A 15,307-nucleotide genomic window follows, 5' to 3' on the forward strand; every position below is an offset into this window, starting at 1 on the left:
CTCCCCTTCGCACTTTATGATCATCATCCACCTCGGCCATGCCCTCAATATTCAAGTGGTCGCCGAAGGTGTTGAGGATATCGGACAGTTTGATATTCTGAAAGAAACAACCTGTACAATGATTCAGGGGTTCTTGCTAAGTCCCCCTATTTCCGCCTATGACATCGAACAAAACTTCCATATGTACGACAACAGACCGGTTATGATTTCATAACCGGCCGTATGCTTTGGCGTATCTTCTCATTTTTGCAAAAATGCGCTTATCACTTAATCTCTGAAAAATATAAGGATCCGGACTTGTGTTCACCTCAAGAACCCAGGGATGCAGATCCTTATCTAAGGCTACATCGACCCCGATCTCTTTTACCCCTCTATACCGCGCGTTAATCGCCTTCGCCACCTGGATTCCCATCACATGCAGCTGCTTAACATACTCTTTCCTCTCCGTAGGCGGCAAATACTTCTGTAGCAACGTATCCACCGATTTCAGCGTACCTCCATTATGAAAATTCGTCACAATCTTCGAGGGATGTGCCACGCGACCGATAACCCCAGTGGTCTCCCATTTGCGAGCAGGCGTCTGCTGAACCATGACACGGAGATCAAAACGATTCCCCTTATAGGTCAACAAATGTATCCCTTTCTGTACCAAATAGCGACGCTTCCTTGTTAGTTTAAGGAGAGAGGCGTACATGTCAGCGAAGGCTTTGAACCTTTTGATCGTGACACCGGATTGGTAAGAATAGGACCGTTCTTCGTCCTCCCCCGTTAACTCGATACGGATCACACCGTTCCCGAACATCCCTACATTGGGTTTGACATAGACCATTTTATATTGATCGAGCATTTCTTGTAAGGTTGCTGACGTCATACGTTTGGTGCTTGGCACATACTTGCGAAGTGATTCATCCGACACGACGGCCATGGTTTTTCCGATTTTGCTGCTTACATATCTTGCTCTATTCAAGCCTAACGCTTTCTTGGTGATCTTCTTTATACGCTTAATTGTACGCATCTTTATACGCTTCTTCATACCTAGCCTCCAGCTTCGAATTCACCCCATCCTAGTGTATGAAGGCAACTGGCGGTTGGCGACTATAATAAACAAGAAGAGGCTGCCCCTGAATCACAGAATCAGGAGAGCCTCTTTTTCATGTTTTTATTAAGGCGCACTCGTTAAGAACTGTGCACTTGGGTTTTTATCAATGGAAGAACRCAGCGCATATTCACTCTCGAATAAGCCAACGTAATTTCCTTTCTTATCTTTTACCAATTGCGAGTTGATTCGGAATTTAGCCGGATCGATTTTATCATCGATGATCCAACGTGCGAACTGGTAGTTCTGTCGTTGCAAGAGAATATCTACGCCATATTCCGATTTCATCCGATGCTCCAGTACTTCGAATTGAAGTTGACCAACGACACCAAGAATCATGTCCTCGAACCCAATTGTGGTGAAGACTTGGATCATCCCTTCCTCGGTTAATTGATCGATCCCTTTCAGGAACTGCTTTTGCTTCAAAGCATTTTTGATCGATACTTTGCTGAATAGCTCCGGAGAGAAGGTTGGTAACTCATCGAAGATGACTTCTTCCCCTTCGCTTAAGGAATCGCCAATCCGGAATATACCTGGATCGAACAGACCGATGATATCCCCTGGGAAGGCCTCTTCCACGATATCACGATCTTGCGCTAGGAACTGCTGCGGCTGCGCGAGCTTAATGTCCTTGCCAAGCCTTACATGCTTCACGGACATGCCACGTTCGAACTTACCGGAGACGATACGCAGGAAAGCTACGCGGTCACGGTGAGCAGGGTTCATGTTCGCTTGAATTTTGAATACATAACCAGAGAATTTCTCTCTCGTTGGCTCGATCACACCAACTGTGCTTGTGCGCGGCTCTGGTTGTGGCGCTAGTTGCAGGAAGTTCTCAAGGAACGTCTGCACACCGAAGTTGTTGACCGCACTACCAAAGAAAACAGGTGTAAGCTCACCCTTCATGACTTTTTCCATATCAAAAGGATCCCCAGCAACATCCAGCAGCTCAATATCTCCGCACAATTGTTTGTGGAGGAATTCGCCTGCGATTTGCTTCACTAATGGATCTTCTACCCCATCCACCTTACGGACTTCAATATCCTTATGATCATCGCCTTGATAAAGCTCCAATTGCGATTTCCCACGGTCGTAAACACCACAGAATTGCTTCCCTGACCCAATTGGCCAGTTCATCGGATAAGAACGAATGCCAAGTACTTCTTCGAGTTCTTCTAGCAACTCGAAAGGATCACGGCCCTCACGGTCCAATTTGTTAATGAATGTGAAAATGGGAATCCCACGCATACGACATACTTGGAACAGCTTCTTCGTCTGGGTCTCGACCCCTTTGGCAACGTCGATCAACATGACCGCGCTATCCGCGGCTGTCAGTGTACGATACGTGTCCTCACTGAAATCTTGGTGACCAGGCGTATCCAGAATGTTGACGCGGTGACCTTCGTAATCGAACTGCATAACGCTTGACGTTACAGAGATACCACGTTGTTTCTCGATCTCCATCCAGTCAGACGTAGCATGTTTACTCGCTTTACGGCCTTTAACCGTTCCTGCTAGGCGAATGGCGCCCCCGAACAGGAGCAGTTTCTCTGTTAGTGTTGTTTTCCCGGCATCCGGGTGAGAAATAATCGCGAACGTCCGTCGTTTAGCGATTTCAGTTTCGAGAAGTTTAGTGAGTTGCGTTTTCATGTATTCGTTTATTCCCTTCTTCTTTTACATATTGACTACTTTGGAATCAAGCGTGTGCTTTCTCTAAGGGAACACTCCAGTTCGCTTCTTCAATGAACGTGCGAGTGCTGAATTCCCTGCCGCGCACAACCACTTTATCCGCAAATACTTGCACATAAATGCCCTGTGCTTTATCCTGTGCAGTTTGCTGGTACGCCCTATTCAGCGTTCTCCCTACAGAGGCATTATGGAAATAATGGAAGGTCTCCTGAATATAGTGCGGAGTCCCATTCTGGAAATCCTGATGACGATGACCGCAGAAGACGAAAACATTTTTGTAAGGCTTCAATGTTTCGCGGAACTGAATCGCCCGAATGAGCTGATGACTAGCACCATTGGTGCCAACTGGCGGCAGCGGTTGATGCGTCATTACAAAGAGGGGTCTTCCTGGCTTATATAAATTGCCCGTTCTTTCTTTGAACCAAGCCAATTGTTCATCTGAGTACCATGCACCTTCGCCCACTTCGGGCTTCTCTTGCACGTAAGCTTCTTGCGAAAGCAGAAGTATAGAGTGTCCTTTTGTCGTAAAATCATTATAAAGGGAAGTATAGCCCATGAACTTCTTGAACTGCTCTCTACTTATGGCATCACTCTTGCCATTCGGGACTTTATCCTGATCCCAGCTATTCGCTTTATTAATCCAAATCGTGTAATAATCATGATTCCCCATATTCCCATGAATAGGAGGAAGCTTATAATCATTCATTATGGCACGCAATGCCTTATAATCAACCTCAGTCCCTGTATCAGTCAAATCACCAGTCAACATAATCGCATCGACTGGTCCATCGAATTGGGTGACATCATCCAGCGCAAGTCTCAACTTCTTATTGGGAAGTGAATCACCCGAAGTCACATGAAGATCGCTTAGGATAAAAAAAGACATCAGCGGACCAAGAGGCAGCGGTTCCTCCGAGGGTTCTGGGCTAGCTTGAGGCGGCTCGGCAGTTGCCATCGGTAGGGCAGCGGTCTGAGCCTCAGGGATGAATTTTTTCTTAACCAACAGACTAAACCAAGCACTTAATCCTACTAAAACAGCCCCAATGGCGAGCAACCATCGCACAAAAGCTCTCCGTGACATCGATGCACCTCTAGTGTATAAAATGAAAAAATGGCCATATGCACTAGTATACCACAAATTGTGTCATATACGTCGTCCAGACAAGGAGACATCAAGCGATTTCTTGCTGATCTTGTCTCTACACGAAAAAAACCAACAGGCCAAATCGCCTGTTGGATGAGCTACATACTGTTTAAGCTAATACGGTTGTTTTCTGAACGGCTTCCCAATCGACTTCCCCTTCATTTTGACCGTTAATCGGCCACCACTTGAAACCATCTTCGCTCAGAAGCTTCGACGCTTCTTCAGGACCCCATGAGCCAGCAGGGTAATGTTTGAGGTCTTCCGTCTGTTCGTTCCATGCAGCCGCAATGCGGTCCACATAGGACCAAGCAAGCGCAACTTCATCCCAACGTGTAAAGTAGGTGGAATCTCCGCGAGCTGCATCATACAGCAAACGCTCGTAAGCCTCTGGCGTGTTGATGCCGATTTGACAGCTCTGGCAGAAGTCCATGGCAACAGGCACGATCACACCTTCTGAACCAGGTTGCTTCGCGTTCATTTTCAAGTAAATGCCTTCCATCGGATTCACACGGAATACGAGTAGGTTAGGCTCTAACTCATGCTTTTTAGCTAGGTAGACATTGCTCGGAATGTTCTTGAATTCCACAACGACCTCGGTCGTTTTGACCGGTAGTCTTTTACCCGTACGAATATAGAATGGCACACCTGCCCAGCGGAAATTATCTACGTGAACACGAGCTGCAAAATACGTTTCTGTCGTCGATTGCGGATTCACAGAATCCTCTTCACGGTAAGCTGGCAGCGCCTTGCCTTTAGCAGAGCCGCTAGCATATTGACCGCGAATCACATTCGCACGTACATCATCTCCGTCTTCGAATAAACGAAGGGAGCGCAGCACTTTCACCTTCTCATCACGGATATCCTCCGGATGTAGACGGCTAGGCGGTTCCATCGCCATCATCATGAGCATTTGCAGCATATGATTTTGGCCCATATCGCGAAGCGCTCCTGAGTGGTCATAGTACCCACCGCGCTCTTCAACACCAACCGTCTCACTCAACGTGATCTGGATGTTCGCTATGTATTTATTGTTCCAAAGCGGCTCAAAGAAGGCGTTCGCGAAACGAACGAATTCGATGTTTTGAACCATTTCTTTACCAAGGTAGTGATCGATACGGTAAATATCCTTCTCTTCGAACACTTGACGAAGTTGTCCATTCAAACGCTCAGCCGATGGCAAATCGTAGCCGAATGGTTTTTCAATAACTAGACGATGCCAGCCCTGTGTATTCAGCAAGCCGCCTTCACTTAAATTGTACGACACATTACCGAACAGCTCAGGTGCTAGCGCCAAATAGAAGAGACGGTTACCGCCCGTTTGATACTTCTCATCCAACTTCGCTGTGAGATTATTCAGTTCATGGAAGCCGGCAACATTATTAATGTCAAGTGACATGTATTCGAATCTCTGGGCAAACTTCTCCCATTCTGCAGCATCCGTATTTTTGTAACGAGCGAAATCTTGAATCGAATTTTTCACGTCTTCGCGGAATTGCTCGTTCGTCCGCGGTCTGCGAGCCAGACCGACTACCGCAAAATTATCACCCAATTTGCCTTCCCGATAAAGACTGTAAAAGGCTGGAAACAGTTTTCTTTTAGCTAAATCACCCGTTGCTCCGAAAATATAAAACACAGCTCCACTCATCTATGCATCATTCTTTCTCTATTAGAATTAGTTAATATGCTTAGCATACCTAAAATTGTCATCCTATTCAACTTATATGGTCACTTTATGTCATAACATTTTCTTATGAGAAACTAGACATTCGTCTATACCGTTACCTACCACATGGCATAGGCTAACAATACATACCAATACGGAGGTGCCTCCTAGCCATGCAACCCATTCACCCGATCACCGAAAAAAACTGCAGGAGTCTTGTCGGAAAGCCCGTTCTTGTCTACTTAACGAATGGCTCTGACATTTATGGGATCGTCAGTCGCGTTGAGAAAAACAAGCTCATCTTGAATGATACTGGGCAGGCTAAACTCAAATCGACTTCCAAAAGCACGAAACCAACGCTTACGAAGAAGGGGAAAAAGAAACTAGCCCAACCGGATACACCGCCTCAAATGACAGCGGAAAATCAGTTCAATTCCTTCAGCTTCATCCGCTTTGGCGGGCCCGCACAAGCACCTACACCTAGACCCACTGGCCCCGTGGATATTCAAATTGATTATATTGCCGCCATGTTTAGTGATTGAGGAGAACGAATGAGAAAATAAGGCTGTAGATGCTCAATTCATCAACAGCCCTTTTCTCACCGTTTTATCTTTTTACTCATGCGATAGCAGCTAAGCTCAGAAACATAAGTATCAATTTCATACCCTCTTTTGCTATAAAATCGAATCGCTTTCGGGTTGCTGTCATCAACGAAGAGCTCAACCGAATGACACCGTTCACTGCGCCCGTAGTCTTCCGCCGCCTTCATAAGTGTGTGCCCAATGCCTTTCCCTTGCTCACGCGGATCAACGGCAAGCATATCAATGAAGAGCACACTGGATTTGCGCATAACCGAAATGAAGCCGTAGGGCCGTTTGTACCCTTTGGCGATGACTAAAGTTCTATTTGCGTTTAGTCGCTTACGTATCTCAGAAAAAGTCACTGAATTACCTGTACTTGAGTCATACATTCGGGAAAAAGGAACTAATTGTTCAACAACTAATCGATATATAGCAGCGTCGTCAATGGTAGCCAAACGTTTGCGTATCACATGGCACCGCCTCCACAAGAAGCAATAATGCTATCTTATGTTGGTAATCCTGTAATTGACCCCACAAGTACCAATTTACCCCAGTCTACGCAAGTGATATACTTAGCGTATATGAAACGAGGTGATCTTCATGATCAATGCTTACCCATCCGTCATGGCTGTAAACAGGTATCAAACCCACAAGGATTATTACCGTGTAGGGGCTGTAAGTGCGGTTTCCGGAGGAAAGTCGAATACGATTCGGCGAATGCTGGATTTGCCATATGAGCAACTCTCCTACAAACAGTACGCACAGACGGCTGCCAAAGACGTGGCAGGCTTCGTTCAATCTACGCAAAGTCTCAAGCAATCGGCTCAAACGCTCGTTAACACGAGTCAACCCAACATCACCCAGAATATTCAAAAATTTATTTATACATATAATGAATTGCAAGATCAGCTAGAAGACTCACCTGACTACGTAAGTCATGCCCTGCTTCAAGGCCTAGAGGGTGCCGCTGATCCCAATTCACTGCATGATCTTGGCATCACCAAGCAGGATGATGGGAAGTTGATCCTCCAAGCTGATGTCCTTGAGGGGCAGCTTAAACAGCCTAACGGCATTGATCACAAAAGCTTACTGAATCTCACCAGCTTCGCAAGCTCGTTAGTGAGCAATATTGATCACTTGCAACAGCTGCCTTCGGCTTCGTTGTTTCAATTATCATCGTCACCGCTTAATCCTTATGGTCAGTATCAATCGCAGCTTGGGGCGTATTTGCCGGTTCCCATGCGCGGCTTGTTGCTGGATGCGAAGATGTGAAGTTAAAGACAAGTGAAAAGAGGCTGTCCCCCCAAGTAGAATCATCTACTGGCGAGACAGCCTCTTTCGATTTAAAATAGCTTTTTACCTAACACATGGTCAGTAGGAATAAAGCCAATTACGCGACTATCCATACTATTGTTTCGATTATCCCCCATCACGAAAATATGATCGGCTGGAACGGTCCACTTTTTGTTCCCGTTCGCTCTCATTTCCTCGTTGATATAAGACTCGTTCAGAAGCTCGCCGTTGCGGTACATCTGATTATCCTTAAGCTCAAGTTCATCCCCTGGCTTACCAATCACCCTTTTGATCCACACATGCTTATCATCGCCTCGGACAAATAAGCTGAGCAATGGGCTGTCCATCAAATCATTTTTAAAAGTCCGCTTCATCTCAACCCTAGAGTCGATAATGACAATGTCTTCATAATTGGGTTCATAATGAAAGGTATGCGAAAGCTTTGATACATACACACGCTGACTATCATGTAACGTAGGATCCATGGAATGTCCGCTGACTCTCGTCGATTGAAACACAAAAACACCTAGAAATACGACTAATACAAAGGAAATCGCAATGGAACCAAACCAGCTCCACATCTGTCTGACTATATTCAAGCTTATCGCTCCCTAGTGTTATTCCGCCAGTCCGTGCTTGAAGGCATAAATCGCCGCTTGTGTGCGATCTTCTACGCCTAGCTTGGACAGAACGTTAGTGACGTGGAATTTCACCGTCTTCACACCGATGAATAAATCATCGGCCAGTTCTTGATTGGATTTGCCTTTCGCGATCAAGCGAAGCACTTCCATCTCGCGGTCCGTTAACTCTTCATGAGGCTCTGCTACCGGCTTCGGTTGACGAAAGCGATTCATGATTTTTGAAGCAACCTGCGACTCCAGAATCGACTGCCCTTTAGCCGCGGCTCTAATCGCTTGCGCGATTTCAGATGCTCGCGAGGTTTTCAACAAATAGCTGAAGGCACCCGCTTCGATAACTGGATACATTTTCTCATCATCTAGGAAACTCGTCAATACAATGACCTTGCATTCCGGGTACAATTGCAGTAATTTTCTAGTCGTTTCAATTCCGTCCATGCCTTCCATGACCAGGTCCATCAGAACCACATCAGGGCGATATTCTTGGGCTAGCCGAATGCCATCGTGCCCATTGCTCGCTTCGCCAACAACCTCAATGCCATCTTCTGTCCCTAGAACAGCCGCAAGTCCGATTCTAACCATTTCATGATCATCGACAAGTAGTACTTTGATTAAGGTGTCGTCCATTCGCTTCTCCCTCTCTATGTACAGTGCTAATTCTCGATCAATTGAGGATCACTTGCTAGAATAGGCACTCGAATCTCAATGCGTGTTCCTCGGTCAGGTGCCGTAATGATATCGACCGAACCGCCGATTTCGTTCACGCGTTCCTTCATAGATACAATGCCATAGGAAGTCAGCTTCTTCGCATCAAGCTCGAATCCAACGCCGTCATCGCGAATGACCAATCGAATGCCATCCGAGCGATGGAGCAGTTTCACTTCAAGCTTATTCGCCTTAGAGTGACGCAGCGCATTCGAAAGCGCTTCTTGTACGATTCGGAATAGATGATCCTCGATCCCTTTGTTCAAACGGATTTCCTCATCCATATCCCAACTAATGGCCATTGGCACCTTAGCTGCCAGCTCCTTCAAGAGTTCAACAAGTCCCTCGGACAATCGTTTTCCTTCGAGATGGATCGGTCGTAGATGCAGCAATAAGGCTCTCATTTCGGATTGAGCGACAGAAGCCATCTCTTCAATAAGATGAATTTGCCGCTTTGCTTTCTCAAAATCCTTATCCAACGTACGTCCTACAGCTGTTGCTGTCATCGAGATCGCGAACAACTGCTGACTTACCGCATCATGCAGCTCGCGCGCCAAACGCTGGCGCTCTTCAATGACCGCGGTTAACTTGGCTTTCTCGGTAAGCTCAGCATTACTATTCGACAGCCGTTGGAGCGAAGTCACCTGCTCTTCCCATCGCTTCATAATACGGCCGAGTTGTTCGCCCAAACGTCCGATTTCATCATCATCCCCGTTTTGGAAGCCTTCTCGGGCAAATGTACCTTTTTCTAATAAAATCATCGTCTCCATCATCGGCTCTAGTCTACGTGTAACCTTCGAGCTGTTCCAGTAACCGAACACCGCACCAATCACACCCAGGATCAACAAGGCCATGAACGAGAATTTGACACCCTGCTGCCAGCTGGTAAAGGGTTCGATCAAATGTCTTGAATTCAAGAAATATAGCATAGCACCGAAAACAGCGAAGCTAAATAGGATGGCTTCCCCCATGCTGCGCCATATCATATTCGTTAATCGTCTTTTGTAGCCGTCCACTTGGTGATGTGCCCCCTCCAGCCGTTACAATACTTTAACTTTGATATCTCCTACGATGAAAGAGAGCACGAGTTTCACCCGATGGTCGCAATGTTGATAATTCTCTGATTGCCACACCACTTTGTTCATCACACCTGCCTCACGTTGTTCGGCTACATGAAGCTGACCGAACATGACAGAAGCTGTAACGGAAACGCCAATATCGTCGGGTATCTTTATATCAATATCTCCTACAACACCTTGTAGGATGACTGTTGTTTCCTTTTGTTCTAGAATGGCCAACGAGAGATCCATGTACGTTTCTCCCACCAAGTACCACGTCGAGGTATTTCGTAGAATCCAAGGCTCTCGGCCAAGGCGAACGCTATCGACGATCTTTTGCTTTTGTGTATACGAATCATCCTTATGAACCTGCTTGGATCGAATGAAGAAAAAACCTAATGAAATCAACACAACCGAAATGGCAATTGTCAGATGGTCACCAAATAATATGACAGCACCGATCCCCATCAGCACATATCCTTTGCGCTCTTTGCGTGAACGAACCCGATGAATGCCCAGTAAAATTAGGATTACGGCCAGAATGGGAAAAAAGCCTATGGTATGATCCAGAAGCAAAAAAACACCGGCTCCAATCAGCACAAGCGCTGTATTCCGGCTGCGATTATTTTTCGTTTCCTCTCCCATCGATGCACCTCCTCTGGCTGCCAATTCTCCTTCGTTCATACGATTCCTAGCATACCACAAGAATGGACGACCTCCAAGATGCAAATCCTTATAGGGCAAGGCTTTGCTTACGTGGAGGTCACGTTCCATCGCTATTTTCTGTCGCGCGGGTCTCGCTCCTCGCGAGCGCGCTGTTCCTTCTGCCACTCGTGCTGCAGCCTGCTGCGCAGCGCCCGCAGTTCATGCTGAAGGTTGCCTCCGGCTTCCTTCAGTGTCTCCTTCGATAGGCGGCCCGCCACGCGGAGCCCCTGCAGCGCCTCCCGGCCGAGCTCGCGGCCGGTGATCTCCAGCTCGCGCCATGTGTCGCGAGCCTCGATGCTATGCAGCCCACCGCGAGGCTGCCCAGCATCGGCTGCGTGCCCCGCACGCAGCCCGCGCAGTTCCTCTGCGAGCGCCAGGCACAAGTCCTGGCTGCTCGCGTACTGCGCGCGGTAGTGCTCGCTAGCGGCTTCCTCGCGCAGCTTCTCTTGCAGCGCAAGCCGCGCGAGATCCTCTTCGCCAGCGCGCATCGCCAGCTCGGCTTGCTCGCCGCGCAGCTTCGCCATATCTTCTGCTCGCGCGATGTGACCGCGCAGCGCAATCGTTGCCTGCAGCGCTACATCATAGCGCTCCTCAAGCTTGGCGATGGTACCATCATCATAGGTACCTGGATTCGTTTTCCCGATCGTCTCCTGCCAGACGGTTTCTGCCATTTTGCCAATACGATCAAATATATTAGTAGGATCAATTTCCCGATTCTTATTGTTCATGTCAATCGCCCCTCACCCTTCATCATACTCCTATCGTAGCTCAATTCCAGCAAGTCTAAAACCGACTATCGACTGTTTTTGAACCTAGACCTAAGTCTAGTATGCGACTACTCACCCATATATTGGTCGTTGTTTGGGCACGCCTGTGATGATAAACTATTTGAAGCCGAGTCTGGTGCATAAATTAGGCACTGGTACGGGGGACGAAATACTTGGGGTGAATATTTGCTTCAGCTTGGAGCAGACTAGGGAGAACCTTCTTCCCGAACCCGTCAACTAACCTCGAAGGCTCATGAAGGAGGATTACCAATTGAATAAGCTAACTAAAGGGTTAACTAGCCTTGCTGTTTCACTAACGGTATTGGCAGGAGGCTTTCTTTCCCCATTTACGGCTCATGCGGCTGAAATGGAAGTGAAAGTACAAGTCAATGATGACCTGATCCATTTCCCTGATGCACAGCCATTTCTGGATGGCAACCACACGACCCAAGTTCCGCTTCGGTTTGTAACCGAGAAGCTTGGTTATACCGTGGAATGGAAAAAAGATGGAAATCAAGTCGAGGTAACACTAAATAACAACAAACATACGATTACCTTGGTTTCTGGTCAAAAAGAAGCTACCATTGATAACGCCCCCGTTGCCTTAGACGGAGCTTCCCAGTTTCAGAATGGGCGTGTATATGTGCCGCTTCGCTTCCTTTCCACAGCTGCAGGCGTTCCTGTGCAGTGGGATGCAAGCAGCAATCTAGCGATCTTAAATAAAGATGGCGAGCATCATGCACCTGATTATCAAATATTTGAATCCACAGCTTATTCGGCAGATCCTTCTGAAAATGGCGGCTATGGTGCCTTTGATTTCATGGGTAACCCCCTTGCGATCGGCACAGTTGCTGTTGATCCATCCGTAATTCCACTTGGTTCCAAACTTTATATTGAAGGTTATTCGTTTAATGGACTTCCTAAAGGCGGCATGTACGTGTATGCGACGGATACCGGCGGTGCCATTAAAGGAAAGAGAATGGACATCTTTATTCCAGGCTCGAAGAAATCCTTACAAAGCTTTGGCATTCAGAAAATTAAAGTGTATCAAATTCCCAATTAGATGTTGAAGAAGCTGCCTTGAGAAACGCTCAAGGCAGCTTTTTTTCATACAAAGGGGCGGCATAGCCGTTTATTTCGGTAGGTGAATGATCAGGTCTAATAAGGGCATTCGTCCAATCAATAGGTATCTCCCCTACATATGTTATATAGTGTTTAACCCACATTAATTCAAAACCGGAGGGGATACTATGTCAGCTGTAGTTGGTTGTGGAACGCCAGGATACGGAAGTTCTGCAGGCGTAATTCTTGTTCTTTATGTACTGTTGGTAATCATTCTCGCTACATTCTATTAGGACCCTTTGAAATGACCCCGCCTGCTGAAGCTTCTAATTTGAAGTTTCAGCAGGCGGGCTTTTCATTTTTCACTTAAAATCAATACCACTCGTTCCTTGCGTCAGTATCTCATCAAGCATACGTCCTCGATTTACATAAATCGACGTTCCCGCCGCTAAACCTCGTCCGACTTCAGCTCCTTACAAAAAAGACGCCACAGTTGACCCTCCTGACAGACGGTTACTTGTTAGCGCCAAACTTGTGGTGATATAGGTAATATAATTTCATGTATATTTAAAGTATGAGTTCAGTACGCTATCTCGTTGTATAAACCTTCACGCCATCGCCACGTTGAAAGCCTTGCCCACCTGCTGGCAGCCAAATCAAGCAATCTGCATCTTTGATCGACACCATGATGCTCGACTTATCAATGCCTGCTGGTCTAACCCATACGGAACCCGCTTCGATTCGTGTTGTCCCCCGTATATAACGCGGATAGGCGGAGGGTTTATCATACGGAACATCCAGAAACGCTGTAAACTCTTCCGCCACAGGACTCTGGCTCCCCAACATCGCTTTAATAATCGGCTTAGCAAATAGCTCGAAGCCTACAAATGATGCTCCAGGATTACCGGAGAGTGCCATTAGCAACTTACCCTTCCACAACGCAGCACTCGTCGGTGTGCCTGGCCGCATCGCGACTTTATTGAACAATAGCTTCCCGTCGAATCGACCGAATAGATCGACGAGAACATCGTAATCGCCAACAGAGACACCGCCAGAAGTCAGAATAAGATCGACATCAGACAGCACAGCCTCAAGCGCGGCTTCCACTTGCTGGGGATCATCAGAGAGTGCCGGCATGATCATGGCTGATCCCCCTGCTGCTTCCACTTGTGCCGCGAGCATGTAGCTGTTGCTGTTACGTATTTTACCTGGCTGCAGCGCCTGTTCAACTTGTAAAAGCTCCGAGCCTGTTGAGAAAATGGCCACCCTTGGCTTGCGGTACACCTCAACCGATGAGAACCCGAATGTCGCCAAGATTGCGGCTTCCCCCGGGCCAATCCGACTCCCACGTGCGATCACGAGTTCCCCACGAGCAACTTCACCAGCGATCGGGGTAATATTACTTGTAGCTTGCACATTTTTCTTAATCCTTACCTTGGTATCATAGGATGACTCATCCTGCAAGGAGTCCGTCATCTCCAGCATCACAACAGCGTCTGCTCCATCTGGAACAGGTGCTCCCGTCATAATACGAGCAGCCGTCCCCGCTTGAATCGTAAGCTGCGGCAGGGTACCGCTTGGAATCCGCTCAATCACCTGTAATACAACCGGAATGTCCGGTGTTGCCTCTACGATATCCTGCGAACGAACAGCATATCCATCCACGCCCGATCTGCGAAAATGTGGCACAGCATGATCCGCATAAATATCCTTCGCCAACCTTCTGCCGAAGGAAGTCGGCAGCGAAACGGACTCCGTCTCTGTGGGTTTAACGTATTCGTAAAGCGTGGCTCGCGCCTCTTCGACCGAGATCACCTTACGGCCAAACCTAAGCTTCATTTCGCTGTTCACTTGCTCCCCATGCCTCCCCTGAATGAATGCTAGCTATCCGCCGATCTGTGACATTCGTCGATTAGTTGGTGTATGTGACTGGTCTTCATTCATCAGTGCCTGAGCCATCTCGTGATTTTGTGGTTTAATATCCAGCGCGCGGAAGAACAAGTCTTCCACCGCTGCATCATCGCCAATATATTTTCGTACATTAAATTCATCCGACCAATACAAGCAAGGCTTAATATTGCCATCTGCTGTCAGTCGCAGGCGATTGCAGGTTTCACAGAAATGATCGCTGATCGGATGGATAAGGCCGAATGAGCCTAATGCGCCCTCAATGCGATAATTCTGTGCGGGTCCGTTGCCATAAACCGCGTCAGAAGCTGTAGCTTCCCAGCCCATTTCCTTGCAGCGATCCAGAACCGTCGTAAGAGACAGGTAACGGCTTTTCCATTCCTCGTCTTTATGACCGATTGGCATATATTCAATAAACCGCACCTGAATCGGGCGATCTATCGTCATTTGTAAGAAATCAGCGATTTCATCATCATTAATGCCTTTCATCAGTACCACATTCAGCTTAATCGGCATAATGCCTACACGATAGGCTTCTTCAATGGAGGCTAACACACGACGAATATCCCCGCCGCGAGTGATCATCGAGAACCGATCTGCTTTTAAAGAATCCAAACTAATATTTACACGAGTTAACCCTGCTGCACGAAGCTTCTCCGCCCGTGAAGCAAAGTAAATCCCATTTGTAGTCAACGCTATATCTTCAATACCGGGAATCTGTGACAGCCTGCTGATCAGTTGATCCAGGTTTTTACGAACCAGAGGCTCTCCACCGGTTAAACGTAATTTGCGAACACCGAGTCCAGCTAATACACGGACAATTTCTGTTATTTCATCAAAAGTTAACAGCTTCTCATCCGGTTCAAATTCCATTCCTTCTTCCGGCATACAATATACACAACGCAAATTACAACGATCTGTCACTGAGATGCGCAGGTAATCATGCATCCGCCCAAAACGATCCAATAGCAGCTTTGGCATAGGAGTTCACCTTCTCT

General features: G+C 47.2%; 17 protein-coding genes and 1 riboswitch. Of the genes, 5 read left to right on the top strand and 12 right to left on the bottom strand.

Annotated elements, in window-relative coordinates:
• Positions 1-16 precede the first annotated feature (16 nt).
• A complete protein-coding gene (locus tag AC1DVJ_RS10435) occupies positions 17-214 on the top strand; it encodes an EAL domain-containing protein (protein ID WP_477590502.1) in 198 nt (65 codons plus the stop codon).
• Here the strand turns inward: AC1DVJ_RS10435 and AC1DVJ_RS10440 are convergent.
• The 4 genes from AC1DVJ_RS10440 to zwf form a co-directional block, all read right to left on the bottom strand.
• Complete coding sequence (locus AC1DVJ_RS10440; RefSeq protein ID WP_477590504.1) at positions 209-1,033, bottom strand: YheC/YheD family protein; 825 nt, start codon at positions 1,031-1,033, stop codon at positions 209-211. The genes AC1DVJ_RS10435 and AC1DVJ_RS10440 overlap by 6 nt on opposite strands.
• Positions 1,034-1,162: 129 nt before the next feature.
• Positions 1,163-2,746, bottom strand: coding sequence for a peptide chain release factor 3 (locus tag AC1DVJ_RS10445; protein WP_477590506.1), 1,584 nt, complete (start codon positions 2,744-2,746; stop codon positions 1,163-1,165).
• Positions 2,747-2,792: 46 nt separating this feature from the next.
• Positions 2,793-3,866 (bottom strand): metallophosphoesterase family protein, encoded by a 1,074-nt coding sequence (locus AC1DVJ_RS10450; protein WP_477590508.1) that lies wholly within the window; start codon positions 3,864-3,866, stop codon positions 2,793-2,795.
• Positions 3,867-4,038: 172 nt separating this feature from the next.
• Positions 4,039-5,574 carry a glucose-6-phosphate dehydrogenase gene (zwf, locus tag AC1DVJ_RS10455; RefSeq protein WP_477590509.1) on the bottom strand — a complete coding sequence of 512 codons (1,536 nt, stop codon included), beginning with the start codon at positions 5,572-5,574 and terminating at the stop codon, positions 4,039-4,041.
• Between the two features lie 191 nt (positions 5,575-5,765).
• On the opposite strand from zwf, the gene AC1DVJ_RS10460 reads away from it, so the two are divergent.
• Entirely contained in the window at positions 5,766-6,134 is a 369-nt protein-coding gene (locus AC1DVJ_RS10460; protein WP_477590510.1) for a hypothetical protein, read from the top strand.
• Positions 6,135-6,190: 56 nt separating this feature from the next.
• Here the strand turns inward: AC1DVJ_RS10460 and AC1DVJ_RS10465 are convergent, their stop codons facing one another.
• Positions 6,191-6,643, bottom strand: coding sequence for a GNAT family N-acetyltransferase (locus AC1DVJ_RS10465; protein ID WP_477590511.1), 453 nt, complete (start codon positions 6,641-6,643; stop codon positions 6,191-6,193).
• A 154-nt stretch (positions 6,644-6,797) separates the two neighbouring features.
• Between AC1DVJ_RS10465 and AC1DVJ_RS10470 the strand changes: the two genes are divergently transcribed.
• Positions 6,798-7,445 carry a hypothetical protein gene (locus AC1DVJ_RS10470; protein ID WP_477590513.1) on the top strand — a complete coding sequence of 216 codons (648 nt, stop codon included), beginning with the start codon at positions 6,798-6,800 and terminating at the stop codon, positions 7,443-7,445.
• Positions 7,446-7,516: 71 nt separating this feature from the next.
• On the opposite strand, the gene lepB is transcribed toward AC1DVJ_RS10470, so the two are convergent.
• The 5 genes from lepB to AC1DVJ_RS10495 all read right to left on the bottom strand — a co-directional run bounded on the left by lepB (position 7,517) and on the right by AC1DVJ_RS10495 (position 11,300).
• A complete protein-coding gene (gene lepB, locus AC1DVJ_RS10475; protein ID WP_477590554.1) occupies positions 7,517-8,047 on the bottom strand; it encodes a signal peptidase I in 531 nt (176 codons plus the stop codon).
• 36 nt (positions 8,048-8,083) lie between these two features.
• Positions 8,084-8,731: a response regulator transcription factor gene (locus tag AC1DVJ_RS10480; RefSeq protein ID WP_477590515.1), complete on the bottom strand. Its 648-nt coding sequence runs from the start codon at positions 8,729-8,731 to the stop codon at positions 8,084-8,086.
• Between the two features lie 26 nt (positions 8,732-8,757).
• A complete protein-coding gene (locus AC1DVJ_RS10485; RefSeq protein ID WP_477590517.1) occupies positions 8,758-9,825 on the bottom strand; it encodes a sensor histidine kinase in 1,068 nt (355 codons plus the stop codon).
• Positions 9,826-9,849: 24 nt separating this feature from the next.
• Positions 9,850-10,512, bottom strand: coding sequence for a cell wall-active antibiotics response protein LiaF (liaF, locus tag AC1DVJ_RS10490; RefSeq protein WP_477590519.1), 663 nt, complete (start codon positions 10,510-10,512; stop codon positions 9,850-9,852).
• Positions 10,513-10,643: 131 nt separating this feature from the next.
• Positions 10,644-11,300 (bottom strand): PspA/IM30 family protein, encoded by a 657-nt coding sequence (locus tag AC1DVJ_RS10495; RefSeq protein WP_477590521.1) that lies wholly within the window; start codon positions 11,298-11,300, stop codon positions 10,644-10,646.
• A gap of 154 nt (positions 11,301-11,454) precedes the next feature.
• A riboswitch (cyclic di-AMP (ydaO/yuaA leader) is annotated at positions 11,455-11,606 on the top strand.
• A gap of 4 nt (positions 11,607-11,610) precedes the next feature.
• Between AC1DVJ_RS10495 and AC1DVJ_RS10500 the strand changes: the two genes are divergently transcribed.
• A complete protein-coding gene (locus AC1DVJ_RS10500; protein ID WP_477590523.1) occupies positions 11,611-12,402 on the top strand; it encodes a stalk domain-containing protein in 792 nt (263 codons plus the stop codon).
• Between the two features lie 187 nt (positions 12,403-12,589).
• Positions 12,590-12,694 carry a YjcZ family sporulation protein gene (locus AC1DVJ_RS10505; protein ID WP_477590524.1) on the top strand — a complete coding sequence of 35 codons (105 nt, stop codon included), beginning with the start codon at positions 12,590-12,592 and terminating at the stop codon, positions 12,692-12,694.
• Between the two features lie 295 nt (positions 12,695-12,989).
• On the opposite strand, the gene AC1DVJ_RS10510 is transcribed toward AC1DVJ_RS10505, so the two are convergent.
• A complete protein-coding gene (locus AC1DVJ_RS10510; RefSeq protein ID WP_477590526.1) occupies positions 12,990-14,252 on the bottom strand; it encodes a molybdopterin molybdotransferase MoeA in 1,263 nt (420 codons plus the stop codon).
• A gap of 33 nt (positions 14,253-14,285) precedes the next feature.
• Complete coding sequence (gene moaA / locus AC1DVJ_RS10515) at positions 14,286-15,290, bottom strand: GTP 3',8-cyclase MoaA (protein WP_477590527.1); 1,005 nt, start codon at positions 15,288-15,290, stop codon at positions 14,286-14,288.
• Positions 15,291-15,307 lie beyond the last annotated feature (17 nt).

The organism is Paenibacillus sp. P4_A9 (genome assembly GCF_056402415.1).

What these genes read in the sequence shown, in the direction of transcription:
- AC1DVJ_RS10495 (WP_477590521.1), bottom strand. Translation starts at nt 11,300, where the DNA reads ATGAACAATAAGAATCGGGAAATTGATCCTACTAATATATTTGATCGT.
- AC1DVJ_RS10505 (WP_477590524.1), top strand. Translation starts at nt 12,590, where the DNA reads ATGTCAGCTGTAGTTGGTTGTGGAACGCCAGGATACGGAAGTTCTGCA.
- moaA (WP_477590527.1), bottom strand. Translation starts at nt 15,290, where the DNA reads ATGCCAAAGCTGCTATTGGATCGTTTTGGGCGGATGCATGATTACCTG.
- lepB (WP_477590554.1), bottom strand. Translation starts at nt 8,047, where the DNA reads ATGTGGAGCTGGTTTGGTTCCATTGCGATTTCCTTTGTATTAGTCGTA.
- AC1DVJ_RS10440 (WP_477590504.1), bottom strand. Translation starts at nt 1,033, where the DNA reads ATGAAGAAGCGTATAAAGATGCGTACAATTAAGCGTATAAAGAAGATC.
- AC1DVJ_RS10460 (WP_477590510.1), top strand. Translation starts at nt 5,766, where the DNA reads ATGCAACCCATTCACCCGATCACCGAAAAAAACTGCAGGAGTCTTGTC.
- AC1DVJ_RS10480 (WP_477590515.1), bottom strand. Translation starts at nt 8,731, where the DNA reads ATGGACGACACCTTAATCAAAGTACTACTTGTCGATGATCATGAAATG.
- AC1DVJ_RS10470 (WP_477590513.1), top strand. Translation starts at nt 6,798, where the DNA reads ATGGCTGTAAACAGGTATCAAACCCACAAGGATTATTACCGTGTAGGG.
- AC1DVJ_RS10435 (WP_477590502.1), top strand. Translation starts at nt 17, where the DNA reads ATGATCATCATCCACCTCGGCCATGCCCTCAATATTCAAGTGGTCGCC.
- AC1DVJ_RS10450 (WP_477590508.1), bottom strand. Translation starts at nt 3,866, where the DNA reads ATGTCACGGAGAGCTTTTGTGCGATGGTTGCTCGCCATTGGGGCTGTT.
- liaF (WP_477590519.1), bottom strand. Translation starts at nt 10,512, where the DNA reads ATGGGAGAGGAAACGAAAAATAATCGCAGCCGGAATACAGCGCTTGTG.
- zwf (WP_477590509.1), bottom strand. Translation starts at nt 5,574, where the DNA reads ATGAGTGGAGCTGTGTTTTATATTTTCGGAGCAACGGGTGATTTAGCT.